The 19386-nt window shown below is 39.3% G+C and carries 10 protein-coding genes and 1 pseudogene; 10 read left to right on the plus strand and 1 reads right to left on the minus strand.

Annotation, left to right across the window (positions count from 1 at the left end; all coding sequences use genetic code 11):
* Positions 1–281: 281 nt before the first annotated feature.
* Positions 282–1352, minus strand: coding sequence for a LacI family DNA-binding transcriptional regulator (locus H7U17_RS19900; protein ID WP_186758604.1), 1071 nt, complete (start codon positions 1350–1352; stop codon positions 282–284).
* A gap of 456 nt (positions 1353–1808) precedes the next feature.
* On the opposite strand from H7U17_RS19900, the gene H7U17_RS19905 reads away from it, so the two are divergent.
* The 10 genes and pseudogenes from H7U17_RS19905 to H7U17_RS19945 form a co-directional block, all read left to right on the plus strand.
* Entirely contained in the window at positions 1809–4877 is a 3069-nt protein-coding gene (locus H7U17_RS19905; RefSeq protein WP_186758605.1) for a SusC/RagA family TonB-linked outer membrane protein, read from the plus strand.
* An 11-nt stretch (positions 4878–4888) separates the two neighbouring features.
* Positions 4889–6571 (plus strand): RagB/SusD family nutrient uptake outer membrane protein, encoded by a 1683-nt coding sequence (locus tag H7U17_RS19910; RefSeq protein WP_186758606.1) that lies wholly within the window; start codon positions 4889–4891, stop codon positions 6569–6571.
* Positions 6572–6829: 258 nt separating this feature from the next.
* Complete coding sequence (locus H7U17_RS19915; protein WP_186758607.1) at positions 6830–9001, plus strand: glycosyl hydrolase family 95 catalytic domain-containing protein; 2172 nt, start codon at positions 6830–6832, stop codon at positions 8999–9001.
* Between the two features lie 6 nt (positions 9002–9007).
* Positions 9008–11437 (plus strand): DUF5703 domain-containing protein, encoded by a 2430-nt coding sequence (locus H7U17_RS19920; RefSeq protein ID WP_186758608.1) that lies wholly within the window; start codon positions 9008–9010, stop codon positions 11435–11437.
* Positions 11438–11449: 12 nt separating this feature from the next.
* Positions 11450–13837, plus strand: a complete 2388-nt coding sequence (locus H7U17_RS19925) for a discoidin domain-containing protein (RefSeq protein WP_186758609.1) — start codon at positions 11450–11452, stop codon at positions 13835–13837.
* Between the two features lie 18 nt (positions 13838–13855).
* Positions 13856–15031, plus strand: a complete 1176-nt coding sequence (gene uxuA / locus H7U17_RS19930; RefSeq protein WP_186758610.1) for a mannonate dehydratase — start codon at positions 13856–13858, stop codon at positions 15029–15031.
* A 28-nt stretch (positions 15032–15059) separates the two neighbouring features.
* Positions 15060–16508: a sulfatase family protein gene (locus tag H7U17_RS19935; RefSeq protein WP_186758611.1), complete on the plus strand. Its 1449-nt coding sequence runs from the start codon at positions 15060–15062 to the stop codon at positions 16506–16508.
* A gap of 184 nt (positions 16509–16692) precedes the next feature.
* A protein-coding gene (locus H7U17_RS19940; RefSeq protein WP_394353729.1) for an IS3 family transposase occupies positions 16693–18029 on the plus strand; the annotation gives its coding sequence in 2 pieces (ribosomal slippage) (positions 16693–17028 and positions 17031–18029; 1335 coding nt in all).
* Positions 18030–18146: 117 nt separating this feature from the next.
* Positions 18147–18320, plus strand: a pseudogene (locus H7U17_RS20690) (recombinase family protein); the annotation flags it as partial.
* Positions 18321–18386: 66 nt separating this feature from the next.
* Positions 18387–19386, plus strand: a 1000-nt coding sequence (locus tag H7U17_RS19945; RefSeq protein WP_230981513.1) for a recombinase family protein, incomplete at its 3' end; no start/stop codon positions are given.

Raw genomic sequence — 19386 nt, forward strand, 5'->3', positions numbered from 1 at the left:
AGCATTATTTACTAAGGTTTGAATATCTCCTTGTTCAGGTACAATTTGCCCAATAAGTTAGGGAATAGCGCTTGTGTTATTAGGATCAAAACATAATAACAACAGTTTGTTCCCAAATTTTTCTGAGCCTCAATCAGGTTGATTTTGTTTCTGCCAAAATAACATTCTATATTGTTTTGGCAGTCACAATTCTAATTCCATACGCTCATCCTGTAACTATGGCTACAAATTGAAATAGCTTTTTCTTCTCTTCAGTTGGTGGTTTATAATTTGGTCGACCATTATTTTTTATCATCCTTCAGATTGCGTTTATGACCTGTGAGTTTTTTTGTTTTTAAAGATGAGTCCCTAATTATTAAATCTGCTTTTAAAGTAATGGTGTTTGTGTTTTGTAAAACGTCATCACTTCTGTCTTTCAGGCGGTTGATGAGGTTTTTCATAGCTACTTCTCCCATTTCAAACCCTGGGTAGTTTGTAGTGGTTAAATTGGGTTCTATTAATCTAGATACTGTGTCATTGTTGAAACCTACAATGGCTATATCTTCAGGGATTCGTATTCCTGCTTTTTTCAGGTGATTCACACAGCTCGCTGCACAAATATCATTGGATACGAAAAGTCCGTCTGGAAGTGGCTTGATCGAAAGGATTTTATGGGCGATTTCTTCTCCTGAGGCCTCATTAAGATCTGAAAAAATTATATTGTTGTTTTTGAATGCCAGTCCATTATCCATTAAGGCATATTTATAGCCTTTCAGGCGGTCAGCATAAATATTGATATTTGGATTTCCCAATGCATGAACTATGTTTTTACAGCCTTGTTCAATGAGATGTTGTGTGGAATTATACGCGGCTCTTGAATTGTCTATGATGACTCCAGTCATATTGCTGTCTTCTGCGATTCTGTCGAAAAATATTACAGGAGTGCCTTTTTTGATAAAGGGTTTGAAGTGAGCAATTTCCTTAGTGTTGCTTGCTAGAGAGACCAATAGTCCGTCTACACGGCTATTGTACATAGATTTAGCATTTGCTTTTTCTTTTTCTTCAGATTCAAATGACTGACTTATGATTAGGTTGAAACCCGCTTCGTTGGCTATTTTCTCCATTCCAGCTAAAACTGCCGACTGAAAAGAGCTGTTAAGTCTAGGTACAATTACCCCAATATTGTTGGTGAATTTGCTTCTGAGATTTGAGGCAAAAATATTTGATCGATAGCCAAGTTTGTCTACGGCATCAAAAATTTTCTTTTTTGTTTTATCTTTTACTGCAGGGTGGTTGTTTAGGGCACGGCTGACAGTAGTAGGAGATACTCCTGTTTCACTTGCTATATCGTAAATAGTGATCTCTTTATCCATGACTTTTTTGATAAAAACTCAAATTACAAATTTAGCTTAAATCATCTTAACTATGAGATTTAATTTAAGCGGCTGATTTGTGAGGTGTTTCTATTTTAGAAGAATTTCTCCCAGAAATAGTGATTTGGTTATATGATGTGATTAAAGTTACGAAATGTTATTAAAAATTGAAATCGATTTCATATTTGGTTTTTTATTTTACGTGTTTTTTTGACATGTATATGGTAGGGTTTATTGTTTTATGTGTTAATATGGTTTAATTATAGGTTTTATATTGAATGTTCGTTCAAATATTTTTGTGAAAAAGAATGAAATCGGTTGCATAAATTAAATTTTATATTGAAGTTTATGGCAGAACGGGATAAATGTCTTTGATGAAGCCATTTAGCAGGCTCATCCTGGAGCAGCTTTAGGACTGTTCTGAAATTAATGTTTAACCAAAACTAACCTTATCTTATGAATGGAAATTCTACCATTATGGTCCGAAGGAAGCAGAGTCGGACAGGTGAAAAGAAAAAGAGCTTGTCTTTTCTTTTCTTTATAATTTTTTTCTTGGCGTGTTCCTTAACGAATGCGCAGACTGGGAATAATAAAATAGAAGGCCGGGTCACGGATGAAAATGGTGAAGGACTTCCTGGAGCAACTATTCTTGAAAAAGGAACCAACAATGGATCAATTACAGATTTGGAAGGGAATTTTGCAATAAGTGTCTCTAAGAATTCAACCTTGATATTCTCTTATATAGGCTATGTTAATCAGGAAATTTCTGTTGGAAATCAGAATCAACTAAATGTAAGCTTGGCACCTGATTTAACCAATATGGATGAGGTGGTAGTAGTGGGCTATGGTATCTCAAAAAAATCTGACTTGACCGGCGCGGTAGTAAGGGCAGATATTGATGCGTTTCGCGAGTCCCCAAATACCAATATCATGCAATCCCTACAAGGATCTGTCCCAGGGCTAAATGTGGGGATGACCACTACTGCAGGATCTTCTCCCTCTTTATCAATTAGGGGCTTGAATTCCATTTCAGGATCCTCTGCTCCTTTGATTGTACTAGATGGAGTTATTTATAATGGAAACATCAATGAAATCAATCCTAATGATGTGGAGTCTGTGGATGTATTGAAGGATGCCAGTTCCACGGCTATTTATGGTTCGAGGGCTGCCAATGGGGTGTTGATCATTACTACAAAAAAAGGCGGTAAAGAGTCAAAACCAGTGTTTAATTACAGCGGAACCATGACATTCCAGTCGCCATCGAATCTTTTGACACCATTGGATAGAGAAGGTTATATTGAAAAAGTGAGAAATGTGGAATGGGAAAAAAGCTTCTTGGCCCCGGACTATACGCAACCTAATCCAGATTATGAACCCTCCTTTGTTTATCAAACTGTTGCGGATGGCTATGCTGCTGGAACCGAAACCAATTGGTTGGATCTAATTTCTCAGGACAGTTACATCCAAAATCATAACCTTAGCGTAAGCGGTAATAGCAACGGTTCAAAATACTACCTTTCTACCTCTTATACAGATCAGGAGGGGTATATTATTAATGATAGTTATAGCAGATGGACCACTAGGATTAATCTGGAGAATGAAATCAGTGAATGGTTTACGTTTGGTTTGAATAGTTTTGCTGCTTTTGCTGATTATTCAGGAAGTTCACCGGATATGAGGACCGCTTATTTGTTGAGTCCTTTGGTTTCAGCTTATAATGAAGATGGTTCATTGAATCTTTACCCTCAGGGCCCACTGACCAATCCATTGGTGCCTTTAGAACGTGAGGATTTGGACAAAAGAATGAATCTAGTTGGGAATTTCTATGGTATAGTATCCATCCCTTATGTTAAGGGGTTGACTTACCGTCTAAATTTCTCAAATAACTATAGAAATTCAAGGAGTTTTGGTTTTGACAGGTTTGCCCAAAATCAACTGGGCAGTGGTTTCAAAAATAATGGAACTGCCTATGATAGGATTATTGATAATATTGTTAATTATTCTACCCAAATCAATGATGTTCACGGAATCAAGGCAACATTGGTTTATGGACATGAAAAGCGGGTTTTTGAAGGCACCAATACCTCTTCTTCCATTTTTACCAATATGGATTTGGGTTATAATCGTCTTCAAGATGGTGATATCGAAAGACAAACTGTTTCTGCTTCAGCCTATGAAGAAAATAGTTTGTATTCAATGGCTAGGGCTCAATATGATTATAATGGAAAGTACTTCTTTACCGGGACAGTAAGAAGGGACGGATTTTCTGGTTTTGGGAAAAATAAAAAAACAGGTTATTTCCCTTCACTAGGCTTGGCTTGGACAGCCACCGAGGAACCATTTTTGAAAAATACTTTGCCTGGATTGAACTTGTTAAAGTTTAGGGGCTCATTTGGTGAAAGTGGAAACCGAACGGTAGGCAGGTATGGTACATTGGCGAAAATGTCTTCAGGATATTCTTATGTTTATGGTGATGGGGGTTCTTCTGTCATTGGCCAAACAATTGCTAACCTTGAAAATGCTGATTTAGGCTGGGAGACCACTAGAGGTCTGAATTTGGGGATTGATTTTGCAGTGTTGAAACAAAGGATTCGTGGAAATATAGAATACTATAATACTCAAACAAGAGATATTCTTTATTCCATTAATTTGCCTAGTATAACAGGGTTTAACAGTATCAATACCAATATCGGCAAGGTAGCCAACTGGGGATTGGAAAGTTCAATTAGCACTGTTAATGTGAAAAAGTCAGGATTCCAATGGGAGAGTACCTTTAATTTTTCAATGAACAGAAACAAGGTTGTTTCAATTTTAGGCCAGGATAATGATGGCGATGGAAAGGAAGATGATTTAATCAGTAGTGGCTTGTGGATAGGTAAAAGCCGTGGTATAATTTATCATTATAATGTTTTGGGGATTTACCAGCTTGGAGATGAGGATATTATTGCTGGATATAAAGCTGGTCATTATAGAATAGAAGATATCAATGGTGATGGGACTATTTCTGCTGCTGAGGATAGAAAGATATTGGGCTATTCTGTTCCGTCTTATCGCTTCAGTATCCAGAATACCTTTACTTACAAAAACTGGACATTAAGAGCATTTATCAATTCCATTCAGGGAGGTAAACAATATTATTATGGAAATAACCGTCCTCAAAATGATGGAGCATGGGGAGGTGGAGATAATATCAAAAACTGGAATATAGTTGAAGAGTGGGATTATTGGACTCCAAATAATCCAAATGCAGAATATAGACAATTGAATACAGCAGGGTCAGTTGATCCAGCAATTTACAGACAAAGAAGTTTTGTAAGACTTCAAGATGTTTCTCTTTCTTATAATGTCCCAAAATTCCTACTAGACAGATTAAGTCTTAAAGGTTTGAAAATTTATGGTAGTGGGAAAAACCTTGCTACTTGGACAAAATGGAAAGGTTTAGATCCTGAGACAGGTACGGGTATAACTTCAGGCGGATATCCTGTTTTGAGAAGTTACACAGTGGGTCTAAATGTGTCATTCTAATTGAAAAAACGATGAAAAAAATAAATTATATTTTCTTATTGCTGTTTTCATTGGGACTTGTGTCTTGTAATGAAGATGAAATTCTTAATGAAGTACCTTTGGATTTTTATAGTCCAGAAAATTCATTTACAAAACCTGAGCATATTGAAAGTTCTATGGCATATCTCTATGCCAGGGTGAGGAATCTTTGGGATGGTAATGTTAATCAAAGTGATGTTTATTATGGGACTGATTTAGCCTCTGGTTTTCAAAATACCTTGGGATATGCAGATTATCAAAATGAAGTCGTGCCTACAGCTGGTAGACCTAATTCAAGATGGAGCAATTTGTATAGGATTATTTTTGATGCAAATGTGATTATTTCACGTATTGAAGGTGTTGACTATCCAGATGAAGCCTCAAAAAATGCTCATATAGCTGAGGCAATGTTTTTCCGTGCCTATGCCTATAATTGCTTGGCTAACTTTTTCGGAGGAGTTCCTTTAGTCTTGGAGGAAGTCACTTCTCCAAAAAGAGACTTTGTTAGAGAGTCTAGAGAGGCAGTATACCAGCAATGTGCTATTGACTTGGAATTTGCTGCGGCAAATTTGCCTGATATTAACAATGTGAAGGGAGACGGCAGAGCAAGTAAGGCTGCCGCCAACCACTTGCTTTCAGAAATATATATCAGCCTGAAAGAATATAATAAGGCTGTTCAAGCTGCTTCTGCCGTAATTGAGAATCCAAACTTTGCCTTAATGACCAGTAGATTTGGTTCAAGTGCTGATGAAATGCCTGGTGATGCTTATTTTGACTTGTTTGAACCAAATAATCAGAACAGATCAAGTGGAAACACGGAAGCTATTTTGGTATTGCAAGTAGAGTTTAATATTCCTGGTGGTGGCGGTTCTAACGTTAACTGGGGAACTGGATATAAGTTTGAGAGATATATAGCTCCTTTATACTGGCAATTGAAAGATCCTGATGGTGTGGCTGGATTTATTGGGCCAACAACCAAAAATGGAGGGAGAGGGATTGGATGGGTTCGTGGTACAGACCATTTTACCCATGAAATTTGGAAGGGCGATTGGGATAATGATATCCGAAATGCCGAGCACAATATGGAGCGCGACTATACTTTTGACAATCCTGCCTCTGCCTATTTTGGACAGAGTGTTCAGGAAGTCTTCAACGCAGGTATTGAAGGATATCCAACTGAATATGATACCATGAGGCTGGTTTATGCTTATCCAACCAAGTTGACTACTCATAACAAACATCCAGAAGAAATTATGATAGATGTGGAGCGAGGAATTCTTTCTGGAAATTCAGGGATTACTTATTTGGATTTTTATCTGATGAGATTGGCGGAAACTTATTTGTTAAGAGCTGAGGCTTATTTAGGCTTAGGTGATTTAGATAAGGCTGCAGCAGATATCAACAAAGTTAGAGAGCGTGCCAATGCTACTCCAGTTGTTCCAAGTGATGTGGATATCGATTATATATTGGATGAACGACTTCGAGAATTAAGTTATGAAGAGCCACGTCGTTTGACATTGTCCAGATTAGGTAAACTGGTAGAAAGAACTCAGAAATATGGTAGATGGTCAGATGAGAGTATTCAGCCTCATAATGAATTGTATCCTATACCATATAGCGAAATTGAAAGAAATACAGAAGCTGTTCTGGAGCAAAATCCAGGATATGTGAATTAATTTATTTGAATTATTATACTACTAGGAATTTCGGAGCCCCTTTAAAAACGGAGCTCCGATTATTTGTTAAATAAATGGGGATATCAGGTAAAATAGGCATAACACAGGTTTTAATTGAAAGTTAACTTGCCCTAATAAAATGTATAATTGTTTGAATATATGAGTAAAATACGGTTAAAATATTGTTTGGTTATTCTGATGTTTTTTGCATCAATTTATGTCGGATATCCCCAAGAACTGGGCAGTGGAATTTCAATTATGGAAAAGCTGGAACGCTTGCCCATTTTGTATAAAAAGGCCCCTCAAAAAATACCCTCTAGTTCATCCGTTGATGCACCATTTTTAGGTAATGGCTATACCAAAGTTGCCGTTTCAGGAAACCCTGAGAAACAAGTGTTTCATTTTGGCAGAAACGATTTTTGGAGACTAAAATCAGCTTATAATGAATCTTTCCCGGCAGTATTGGGAAAGATGGAGGTTCATATTCCAGCACTTAAAGGGGCCACCTATCATTTGGAACAATATTTAGGACAGGCTATCACCACCGCAAATTTTGAAAAGAATGATCAAAAGGTGAGTTATGAAGTATATATGTCTGCCAATGAGGATCTAATGATCCTTGAATTAAGCATGGAGGGAAAAGGGGAATTGCCAGTACAGCTCAACTTATCCCTGCCTGGGGAAGTGGAGTCTGCGATAAATCCACCCATGGATCTATTATTTCCTGCCAGTACCAAATATTCCCAGACTGAGGAAGGTATAGTTTTCTTTAGTAGGGCATTTGAAAAAGAGGTGGATATTCCGACCAAAGCTGCTGTAGGAATGAAAATCCTGTCTAATGAAGGGACTTTTTTTATACTTCAGGAAGATAAGCCAGTAACCATTGTCTTGGCCTTTTCAAGTAATTTCAAAAGTGATGATTGTGAAATGGCAGTAGTGGATAGACTGAGAGATCTGGATATAAATGATCTTGCATCCATTAAAGAAGGACACCTTGCATGGTGGGAAAAATATTGGAATTCCTCACAGGTCAATATAGGGGATGAATTGCTTGAAAAACAATATTATTTGTCCCAATATAATATGGGGAGTTTAAGTAGAGACCCTGATTTTCCTCCCGGAATTTTTGGTCTGGTAACCAAGGAACGACCAGCTTGGAATGGAGATTATCATTTGAATTATAATCATTATGCGCCGTTTTATGGGTTGTTTTCTTCCAATCACCTTGAGCAGGCAAGTACGGTGAATGCTCCTCTATTGGCTTTAATCGATCGGGGTGAATATTATTCAGATAAGTTAACTGGAATCCAGGGAGGGATCATGTTGCCGGTTGGTGCAGGTCCAGTAGGGATCGAGACCACAAGAAGGAATGAAATAGTGGATAAATTTGTGCACCGCTATATTGAGGAGGGGAATATTGAAGATGAGGGGCTTTTCTTTGGTCAAAAAAGCAATGCTGCTTATGGAATGGTTAATATGTCCACTCATTTTTATTTGACCTATGATAAAGCGGTAGCAGCTAAATATTATCCTTATGTGAAAGGTGTGGCTACTTTTTGGAAAAATTACCTCACTTGGGAAAAGGGACGCTATGTAATCTATGATGATGCTATCCATGAAGGAACCGTTGGGACGATGAATCCTATCCTTTCTCTGGGCTTGGTGAGAATGGTGATGCAGACGGCAATGGAAATGAGTGATCTATTGGACATGGATTCACAAGCTAGGAAAAAGTGGAAGCATATTCTGAAAAATATGTCAAGTTATACCTATCAAGAAAGGGAAGGGAAGAAGGTTTTCCGCTATACAGAAATAGGTACAGACTGGTGGCGGAATAATACCTTGGGTATTCAGCACATTTATCCGGCTGGTCAAATAGGTCTGGACAGTGAGCCAGACTTGTTGCAAGTGGCCCATAATACCATAGATGTGATGCAGCGCTGGATTGACTTTAATGGTTCCAATAGCTTTTTTCCTGCAGCAGTTAGGGTGGGCTATGACCCTGAGGTAATTCTTGAAAAACTCCGTCAATACACCCAAAACACTTATGCTAATGGATTTCAGTTGAATAACCCCCACGGCATAGAAAATTACAGTACTGTTCCCAATACCATTAATGAAATGCTTTGTATGGGGCATAATGGGGTTTTGAGGGTGTTCCCTGTTTGGTCAAGGCATAAGGATGCCTCCTTTGAAAATATTAGGGTGCATGGAGCTTTTTTGGTTTCCAGTGAACTGAAAAATGGAGAGGTAATCCAAATAAGCATAGAGAGCGAGCAGGGGCGAGAATGTAATTTGATAAATCCATGGCATAGTGAAAGGGTGCAAATATACCGTGATGGAAAAGCATCGGAAATTCTAAAGGGGAAATCCCTTTCTTTCAAAACAGAAAAAGGAGAAGAAATTCTATTGAAATCACTAAAAAAATAATTTAGAATGAAACGGACTTTATTATCCTTTTTATTTATTTCGATTTTGTCTTTTATGGTCAGGGCTCAGGCACCGGTTAAGAGGACTAGCTTGGACAACTATAATATTACCTGGGATTCACAAAGTAAAAACAGTGCAGGTTCTATGCCTTTGGTTGGAGGTGATATTGGTTGCAATGTTTGGGTAGAAGATGGGGAAATCCTCTTTTATGTACAAAGAAGCGGTTCTTTGAGTGAAAATGGTGAGTACTTAAAATTGGGCCGAGTGCGTATAAAAATAAGCCCAAATCCTTTTGAGATAGGGAGTAAGTTTTCTCAGAAATTGAACTTAGAACAGGGCAATATTATTATTTCAGGGGTTTCAGAGGTTAGTGACCAAGCCATTGAAACCAAGGTGAATTTATGGGTAGATATTCATCAGCCTGTGGTTCATGTCGAAGTAAGTTCTGAAAAAGAGGTTGATGTCGAAGCTTATTATGAAAATTGGAGAATAGAGGACAAACCTATTTTTTCGGATAATTCAAAGTCCCGTTGGGGGATGTTTAATTTGGAAGGATTTCGTGATACTGTAGTCACTCATCAAGATCAAATCGACTTTGAAAATGAAGGGGAAGTAATGTTCTTCCATAAAAACCCTAGAAATGCCCTGATTCCAGAGGTTTTGATTAAGCAACAAGGATTAGAGGAGTATCGCACAGAAATTACTGATGATATAAACAACAGAGTATTTGGTGGTTTGCTACTTGGAACCGGCTTTGTTTCTGACGGGGTTTATCAGGGGGAATACTTAGCGACACCGTTTAAGGCTTGGAAGATAAAAAGTTCAAAGGCAGCTCAATGCCATGAAATAATGGTAGTTAGCCATATTGCCCAAGTAAAAGATTTAGAGGATTGGAAAAAAGGCCTAAGCCATGTTGCTTCAAGAGCAAAGTCCACAATAAAGGAATCAAAAAATGCTACATTGAATTGGTGGGAAGCTTTTTGGGACAAAAGCTATATAAACATTTTTCCTGACAGGCCAGATACCAATAATGAAGTATGGCAGGCAGGAAGGAATTACCAACTATTTCGGTATCAGTTGGGAGGGAATGCTTACGGGGAATACCCAACGAAATTTAACGGGGGCAACCTTACTTTTGACCCTGTAATGGTAGAATCCAATAGGGATTTTGGACCTGATTGGAGAGCATGGGGCGGTGCCACTTTTACCGCTCAAAATCAGCGGTTACTTTATTGGCCATTATTGAAAACAGGGGATTTTGAGGCCATGTTACCCCAGTTTGAGCTTTACAGAAAAGGACTTGGAGGAGCGGAAGCTAGAGTGAAGAAAAATTTCGGACATGAGGGTGGTATTTACAGCGAATATATGGCTGCATCTGGATTGGCTATGGGAGCAGGCTATGGTTGGGAGAATGGTACTCAGCGGAATAGGGGTGAGGAAATTTCCTTTGGGGATCCAAGAGCAGATGCACTTCGTGGCTATGATGAACCGGTAGAAAAGGGGGTAATGGCAAACTCTGCCATTTCTTATCACTGGGAATCGCAGGTAGAGCATGCCTATATGATTTTGGAGTACCATCGTTTTTCTGGCAATGATATTTCGGCTTATATACCATTTATAAAATCTGCTTTGGTGTTTTTTGATAAACATTATCAAAAAAGGCAGCAAATTAGAGATGGAAATAGCTTAGATGAAAATGGGAAATTAGTGCTTTATCCCTCTACTTCTTGTGAATCTTATAGAGGCGCAAAAAATCCGGTGGATTTGATCTCAGGTCTGAGGGCTAGTATAAAATCTATATTGGCCTTGAATTCAGAATATTTTACTGAAGAGGAAAGGTCTTATTTTGAGGGGTATTTGGAACGTCTGCCAGGTTATTTCTATAGTGAAGTGGCGGGAGATCAAATTTTAAATCCCGCAGAATCATGGGAGAGATACCAAAATGTGGAGTGTCCCCAATTCTACCCATTGTTTCCATTCAATCAATTCCATTTGGGCAAAGATGATATGACAGTATTTAAGCAGACATGGAAACATGGTGACTTCCCTAAGGATATGGTAATTAGTTGGCACCAGGATGGGATTTTCTTTGCCAGAATGGGGATGACAAAGGAAGCAGCAGAGTATAATGTAAAAAAACTGAAAGATTCAGACAGAAGGTTTCCCACCTTTTGGGGACCGGGACATGACTGGGTTCCAGATCATAACTGGGGAGGGAGTGGAATGATTGGGCTTCAAGAAATGCTGATGCAAACTTTTGAGGATAAGATTTATTTATTTCCAGCCTGGCCAAAAGATTGGGATGTGGAATTTAAGCTTCATGCGCCCAAGCAAACAACTGTTGAGGGAAAGGTTGAGAGAGGCAAGCTAATAGGTCTAAAGGTAAGTCCAGCTTTCCGAATTAATGATGTGGTCATAATGAATGAATACGAATAAAAGAGAAAATAAATGTTGCGAGTAAAGAAAGTAGTGGCCATTACTCTTGTAGGGATATTGGGGATCCAATCCTGTAAATCGGTAAAAAACGAGGATCAGGACCATATCAATATTTATATCAGTCCTGATGGAAATGATAGCGCAGATGGAACAAGTTTAAAAACAGCCTTGAAAAGCCTTGCCGGAGCAAGGGATTTAATCAGAGAAAAGGGCTTAAACCAAAATATGCGCGAAGACCTTTATGTCTTTATTGAAGGCGGTAGGTATGAATTGAATGAAACGGTAGTTTTTGGCCCTGAAGATGGAGGGTCAAATGGCTATGATATTATCTATAAAAACCTGAGTGAAGACAAGCCAAGGTTCAGTGCAGGGAAGCAGGTTAAAAATTGGAACCCTGTTCCAGGAAAGCCTTATTTTGAAGCCTCTGTAAAGGAAAATGGAGGTTTTGCTCCTTATTTTAAGCAATTGTATGTGGATGGATTAAGGGCGCAAATCTCTATGTCTAATAAACCGTTTAGAGCTGCGGATGCCCCCAAAGAAGGGGATGTGCTAAGCTCTGAGATGAGAAAAAAGACCAAGGAGCATCCTACTAGGTTTTGGTGGGATGATCCCAATACCGAGGAAAAGTATGATGGAATACTATTTAGCAAGGGGGATATGGGGCATTCTTACAGTAATATTAAGGATTTGAGCCTACATGCCTTATTGGTGTTTAAGATGATGCAAATTCCTGTGGAGGAAATTATTGAGACCGAAGATGCTTATATTTTTAGGCTACCCCACCCTGGATTTGCATGGTGGACGACATGGCAAGATGCTTCTGGGGCCATGGACCATTTTATTGTGAATGCCATAGAGGAGTTAGACGAACCTGGTGAATGGTGCCTGAATACCACAGAGGATAAAATATATTATTACCCACTACCTTGGCAGAATATGGAAGAGGTTGAGGCTTATGTTCCAGTTTTGGAGGGAATGATAAGTCTGAAAGGTACTCCTGAAAGTAGATTGAAAAATATCCAGTTCGATGGACTTGTATTTGAACATGGAAATTGGTTCTATCCTGAAAAACATATGCTGGGAAGATCCCAAGCAGAAATTACTGGAGAATATGATAATGAAGTTCCTGGTCAAGTAGTTTTGAACTATACCGATGATGTACAGATCAAAAACTCCATATTCCGCCATCACGGTTCATCAGGAATCCAACCTTATGAGGGAACCAATAGGACCCGTATTGAAGGTAATAAATTTTATGATCTTAGTGCGGCGGGGGTAAGTATCGGAAAATGGTATTTGGACAAAATGAAATGTGATCCAAGTTCTGTTTGTAAAGATACCTATGTGCTCAATAATGTCATTAGAAATATTGGCAGGGACTATTATCAGGCCAGTGCCATCAATACTTTTGCGGCCTATAATGTACATATAGAAAATAATGATATTTCTGATATTGCCTATGCAGGAATTCATGCAAGGATTGGGGACAAGCCTACACATAATCCTGCAATTGGGAGATTAACTTACAGAAGAAATAAGGTTTCCCGATCTTCTTCTTTGCATAAATGGGGGATTAGGGACGGCGGAACACTTTATACCCATGGTTACTACCCCAACTGTTTGGTTGAAGAGAATTTTGTCCCATACACCAGCCATAATGTAATGGATGTGTTTTATGCGGATAACTGGAGCAATGATTCACGTTGGCAAAATAACGTAAGCATGAACTCCCATGCTGAGCATGTTTGTAGGGCTTGGATGAGCAGCTCTGATAGGGTGATTTTTGATACCAATTATGGGGATGCTCCATGTCCATCTGCAGGATGGGCACAGTTGATCAACTATGTGTATGTAGAAAATGGAGAATGGCCGGAAGCTGCCCAGAAGATCATGCAAAATGCAGGCGTTTTGTCCGATTATCAGGATTTGGCCAGTGAGAGTTATGGACATTTCAGCTTATTGGAGGGGAAACCAGTAAGCAGCTCTTCAGAAGAAAAGGAAAATGAGGCTGCTAAGGGTAATGATAATGACTGGGAAACCTATTGGCATACAGCAGGAAACTCCAGTGGAAAGGCTTGGTATCAGGTAGATATGGAAGGAGAGTATGTTATTGAAAAAGTGAGCATCATTCCAGTAAAGGAAAGGTTTGAGGAAAGCTCAAGATCCAATTATGAAATCCAAGCGTCAAATGATCCTGACTTCAATGATTATAAGGTACTGGCTTTTAAAAATGAAGTGGTTTCCTATTATAAGACGGATACCAAATGCTCCAATATGTGGGAAGTTTTCCTTAATAATAAGAAGGCCTACAGATATTTGAGATTGGTGGCCAATAATGAAAAAGGTTCTTTCAGCTTTTCTGAGTTGGAAGCTTTTGGATACCCAATGGTTCAGGATTAAAACTTTAGATAGTATTCAATGAAATCAAAAAATAAACTTGTACAAAGTTGGCGCTGGTATGGTTCGAATGATCCTGTAAGTCTTCAGGATATCAAGCAGGCTGGAGCCAGTTCGGTGGTAACGGCCTTACATCAAATTCCCCATGGAGAGGTTTGGGAAATAGAGGCAATTCAGGAGAGAAAAAACTTTATTGAGCAGGCAGGACTCAAATGGAATGTGGTAGAAAGTTTGCCTGTTCACGAGGCAATAAAGACCAGAAGGGAGGATTGTGACATGTATCTTGAAAGGTACCGACAAAGCCTCAAAAACCTGTCCGATTGCGGAATAAAGACGGTTTGCTATAATTTTATGCCGGTTTTGGACTGGACTAGGACAGATCTTGGTATTTCTCTTTCCAATGGGGCTAAGGCCCTGTATTTTGATTGGGTTGATTTGGCATTGTTTGATTGCCATGTATTGCAAAGGGTAGGGGCTGAGGGTTCTTATGATAAGGAAATTATGCAGGAAGTGAAGGAGAGGTATAAGTCCATTTCAAAGGAAAGGATTGATGAACTTACTGAGATTATTTTGATGGGAATTCCTACTGAAGGTGGGGTGACATTGGAAGCTCTGCGGGAGAGCATCGATATCTATAGTAAAATTGGAAAAGAGGGGCTACAGGAAAACTTGGCCTATTTTCTTACCAGCATTGCAGATGTTAGCTTGGAAGAAGGTATCAAAATGACCATTCACCCTGATGACCCTCCTTTTGCCATACTGGGCTTGCCGAGAATTGCCACCTCCAAGGAGGATTTATTGGATATAACTCAAAGGGTGGACAGCCCATTTAATGGGATTTGCTTTTGCACAGGTTCTTTGGGAGCCGGGAAGCATAATAAGGTATCTGATATATTAGAGGCAGTAGGAGAAAGGGTGTATTTTGCCCACCTTAGAAATGTCCATAGAGATGAAAAAGGCAATTTCTATGAATCCGATCATTTGGATGGAGATGTGGATATGGTCAAGGTGATGGAAATACTGGTGGAGCTTAACCAAAAAAGGGCCCAGGCAATTCCTTTTCGTCCTGATCATGGACATCAAATGTTGGATGACCTTCATAAAGAAACCAATCCGGGATATTCTGCCATAGGAAGATTGAAGGGATTGGCTGAGCTTAGAGGACTGGAAATGGGGATTTTGGCAGGAAATAATTAGTTTAAGAATTTATTAACCACTAACCAAAATGACAAAACTCAAAAGTACCTTGATAATAGGGGGGATATTGCTATTGAGCCTGCCGGTTTTGATGAGCTGTTCTTCAGCAGGTAATCAAGGGGAAATTAAGCCCCCGATCAATGTATTGGTAATAACGGCTGATGATCTGGGCCTGCAGCTATCCAGTTATGGGGACAGTACCATTTCAACCCCAAACCTAGATAGATTAGCCGTCTCGGGGATCAAGTTTAATAATGCCTATGTTACACAAGCTTCATGTAGCTCATCTAGAAGCAGCATTCTAACAGGTACTTATCCTCATTTTAATGGCCAGATAGGTTTGGCTCATCGAGGCTTTAGCATGAACAGAACCTTGCCAAATATTGCTTCTAGTTTAAAGCAGGCTGGCTATAAAACTGGAGTGATTGGTAAACTTCATGTTGAACCAAAAGAACAATTTCCTTTTGATCTGGATAGGAGTGACCAAGTTCATGAAACTCGTGATGTGGAATTGGTAAGCGAGTGGGTGGATGAATTTATTACTTCAAGCCCTGACAGTTCCTTTTTTCTTTATCTGAATTATTTTGATCCACATACACCTTTGATCAGGAACATTAAGGGGCATCCAGAGCAAGAGGTAATAAGCGAGGAGGTACAGGCATTTGCCTTTCAGGGGGTGTATGATCCTGGGGAGTTGGAAAGAATAGCCGATTATTATAATTGCGTCAAAAGACTGGATGAAGGTATTGGTTTGCTGATGAGGAAGTTAGAGGAATTGGATGTATTGGACAATACGCTGATCGTTTTTGTAGGGGATCACGGACCGCCATTTTCAAGAGGAAAAGCAGCTTCTTATGAATATTCCGTGAGGATTCCATTTTTGGTGAAGTATCCAGAGGGAATGGAAACAATTAAGGAGTCAGATGAATTGGTGTCCACTATAGATATTTATCCCACTATTTTGGATGCCCTAGGTATTGAAACGCCAATGGAAGTCCAGGGCCAGTCATTGGAGCCACTTGTTTATGGGGAGAGTAATAAGGTCCGGAATTATTTGTTCACTGAGTATAATTTCCATACCCATTTTATCGATAATTATTATCCGAGGAGGACAGTAAGGGATCAACGATATAAGTTGATTTACAATTTGCCATCAGGGGATTTTGATAATGAAGACCTTTATATAGATAAGGATAGTGCTTATTATTATTCCAGAGGTGATAAATATGAAGGGACATGGGTGAGAGAGGTTTTTGATCGATTGGCCTCTCCTTCAAAATTGGAACTTTATGATTTGGATAATGATCCTTTTGAAAAGGTGAATTTGATAGAAAAAGAGTCCTTACAATCCAAAAAAGAGGAACTGTTTGAAGCTCTTCAAGAATGGATGGAAGACACCAATGATCCATTTATTGATCATCAGGTGATGTTGGGCAAGCGCGATTCTGTTCGTCAGTTCGGGAAGTTTTATAATTAGTATCGACTGGTGTTAGTCGATTTATCGATGACAAATATTTAATGTTTGTTCATATCCATACAATAGTTTTTTATCAGACCTTTCTAAAATTACTTTGTTTGACGTCAGCAAAAAGTGGACAGTTTAAGAGATGAAATTAAGATAGAGGTTTATTAACTTTATTCACCTCTAAAAACAGTCTATAATGAGTAAAAAACAAAGTGCCAGTGCACTGATCAGTGATCTAAAGAGAAAAACAAGACGCACCTATTCCTCAGAAGAAAAAATTCGGATTATCATAGATGGAATGCGTGGCGAAGTCAGTGTATCCGAACTTTGCCGCAAAGAAGGAATCTCCCAGGCCAACTACTACAAGTGGAGCAAGGATTTTATGGAGGCAGGGAAGAAACGCCTGAATGGGGACACCATGCGTGAGGCCAATACGTCAGAAGTAAAGGAGCTGAAGGATGAGAATACATCCTTAAAAGAACTGGTAGCCGAGCTTTCCCTGGAGAACAAAGTGCTCAAAAAAAGTCTAAATGGAAACGACTGAACAGAGGGAAGTATATGCACTACACACAATCTGAAAAGATGGAGATCATCCGTTTGGTTGAAGCTTCGGACTTAGGGGTTTCAAGGACACTCAAGGAATTGAAAGTCAATAGGGCGACTTTTTACAGCTGGTACAAGGCCTATAGAGATTCCGGTTTTGATGGTTTGGCCAGGAAAAGAACACAAAGGAAACCTGCCTGGAACAGCATCAGTCCAGAAGACAGGGATAAAGTAGTTGAGATATCCTTGGAAAAGCCCGAGCTGTCACCAAGGGAAGTGGCCTGGACCATTACTGACCAGTACCGCTATTACATCAGCGAATCCAGTGTTTACAGGATATTGAAGGCCAATGGATTGATAGCACCTGCCAGTTTTATGCTCATGTCCGCATCCGACAGCTTCCACGACCAGACCAACCGTCCCAACCAGATGTGGCAGACAGACTTTACCTACTTCAAAATACATGGGTGGGGATGGTACTACCTGTCCACTGTTCTGGATGATTACAGTAGGTATATCGTCAACTGGAGGTTATGTTCTTCCATGAAGGCCAAGGATGTGCAGATGACCATTGATGAGGCTTTGCTGAAAACGGGCATAGCGGAAGACAATCGTCCAAAGCTGTTGTCCGACAATGGGGCCTGTTACATCTCCAAAAGCTTATCGGAATATCTGGACAATCTAAACATAAAGCATGTCAGGGGAAGGCCTTTGCACCCGCAGACCCAAGGAAAAATAGAACGCTACCACCGCTCAATGAAAAATGTGGTAAAGCTTGAGAATTACTTCAGCCCCGGACAATTGGAGGCAAAAATGGAGGAGTTTGTGCAGCATTACAACTACCATAGATATCATGAATCCCTACAAAACCTAACACCTGCAGAGGTCTATTTTGGAAGGGAAAAACAAAAGATGAAAGCAAGAAAATCGATCAAAAAACAAACCTTGATGGCAAGGAAAACACTAAACCAAAAATTAGCTTTAAATTAGCCGAAACTCTATCTTATTTTTTATCCATAAAAGTCCAGTTTTGTTTGAAGACTTACACCTGAATGGTCGAGACTTCTTGGACAACTTAAAGAGAAAGGGAATAAGAGCAACCTTTTACTCTTTACCAAATGGGACCGCTTTAGTCGAAATGCCGGAGATGCCTATATGATGATCAATACCCTCCGAAAGCTGGGGGTAGAGCCACAGGCCATCGAACAACCCTTGGACTTGTCAATCCCTGAAAATAAAATGATGTTGGCCTTTTATCTGGCAGCACCCGAAGTAGAGAATGATCGTAGGGCATTGAATATATTTCATGGTATGCGGAGAGGATTAAAAGAAGGAAGATGGCTTTGGATGGCACCCTTTGGATATAGAAATGCTAGGGACAGTTTTAAGCGTCCTATTATTGAGATAGAGCAGGAAGAGGCAATTCATGTAAAATGGATTTTTGAAAGCCTAGCAGCTGCTAATTACTCATCAGAACAGGTGCTTTTGCATGCCAGAAGAAGAGGGGCTAAACTGCGGAAAAACAAGTTTTGGAGGATTGTTAGAAATCCGTTCTATTGTGGAAAGCTTTATGTCCCTGAATTTAATGGAGAAAAGGGGCATTTTGTAAAAGCCCAACATGAACCGCTAATTTCAGAGGAGTTGTTTTATAGGGTGCAAGATTCGTTACAGTTGAAAAAGAGAAAACGAAGGACTGAAATTGTAAGTCCAGAAGAGATTCCTTTAAGAGGTTTCTTAAAATGTCCTAAATGCAGCAGGAACCTGACAGCAAGTGCTTCAAAAGGTAGGAACCAATATTATCATTATTACCACTGTACATCAAAATGTGGTGTGAGGTTTAAGGCCAAGGATGTAAATACCTCTTTCAGAAAATTCCTATCGAAATACAAGCCCAAAAAGGGTATGATAGACTTATTCGAAATGGTCTTTAATCAAGCTTTTTTAAGCGAAAATAAAATTGACCTGAGCGAAAAAAGAAAGCTGAAATCAGCCATAGAAAAGCTGGAACAAAAGATTTCCAAAATCAGGGATTTGTACATTGATGAAAAACTGGATATTGAGGATTATCGAATGGTAAAAAGAAGTTGTGAAGAGGAGATAGAGCGCTTGGAAGCCAAAGGGACAAAAATCGAATCAATCATTACCCAAGATATTCCAGAAAAAGTCAAAAAGGCCCTTGAAATGGCTGAGAGTCTTGATCTACTTTTTGATACTGCTGATTTGGGAATTAGAAGAAAGATAATTGATTCGATCTTCCCCGAAAACATCGTTTTTTACGGTAAGCAACATCGAACCGCTCGGGTAAAAGGATTCTTTCTAGCTATTTATCAGATTAACAGTATGATAG

The organism is Echinicola salinicaeni (assembly GCF_014280965.1).
GTDB classification, from domain to species: domain Bacteria; phylum Bacteroidota; class Bacteroidia; order Cytophagales; family Cyclobacteriaceae; genus Echinicola; species Echinicola salinicaeni.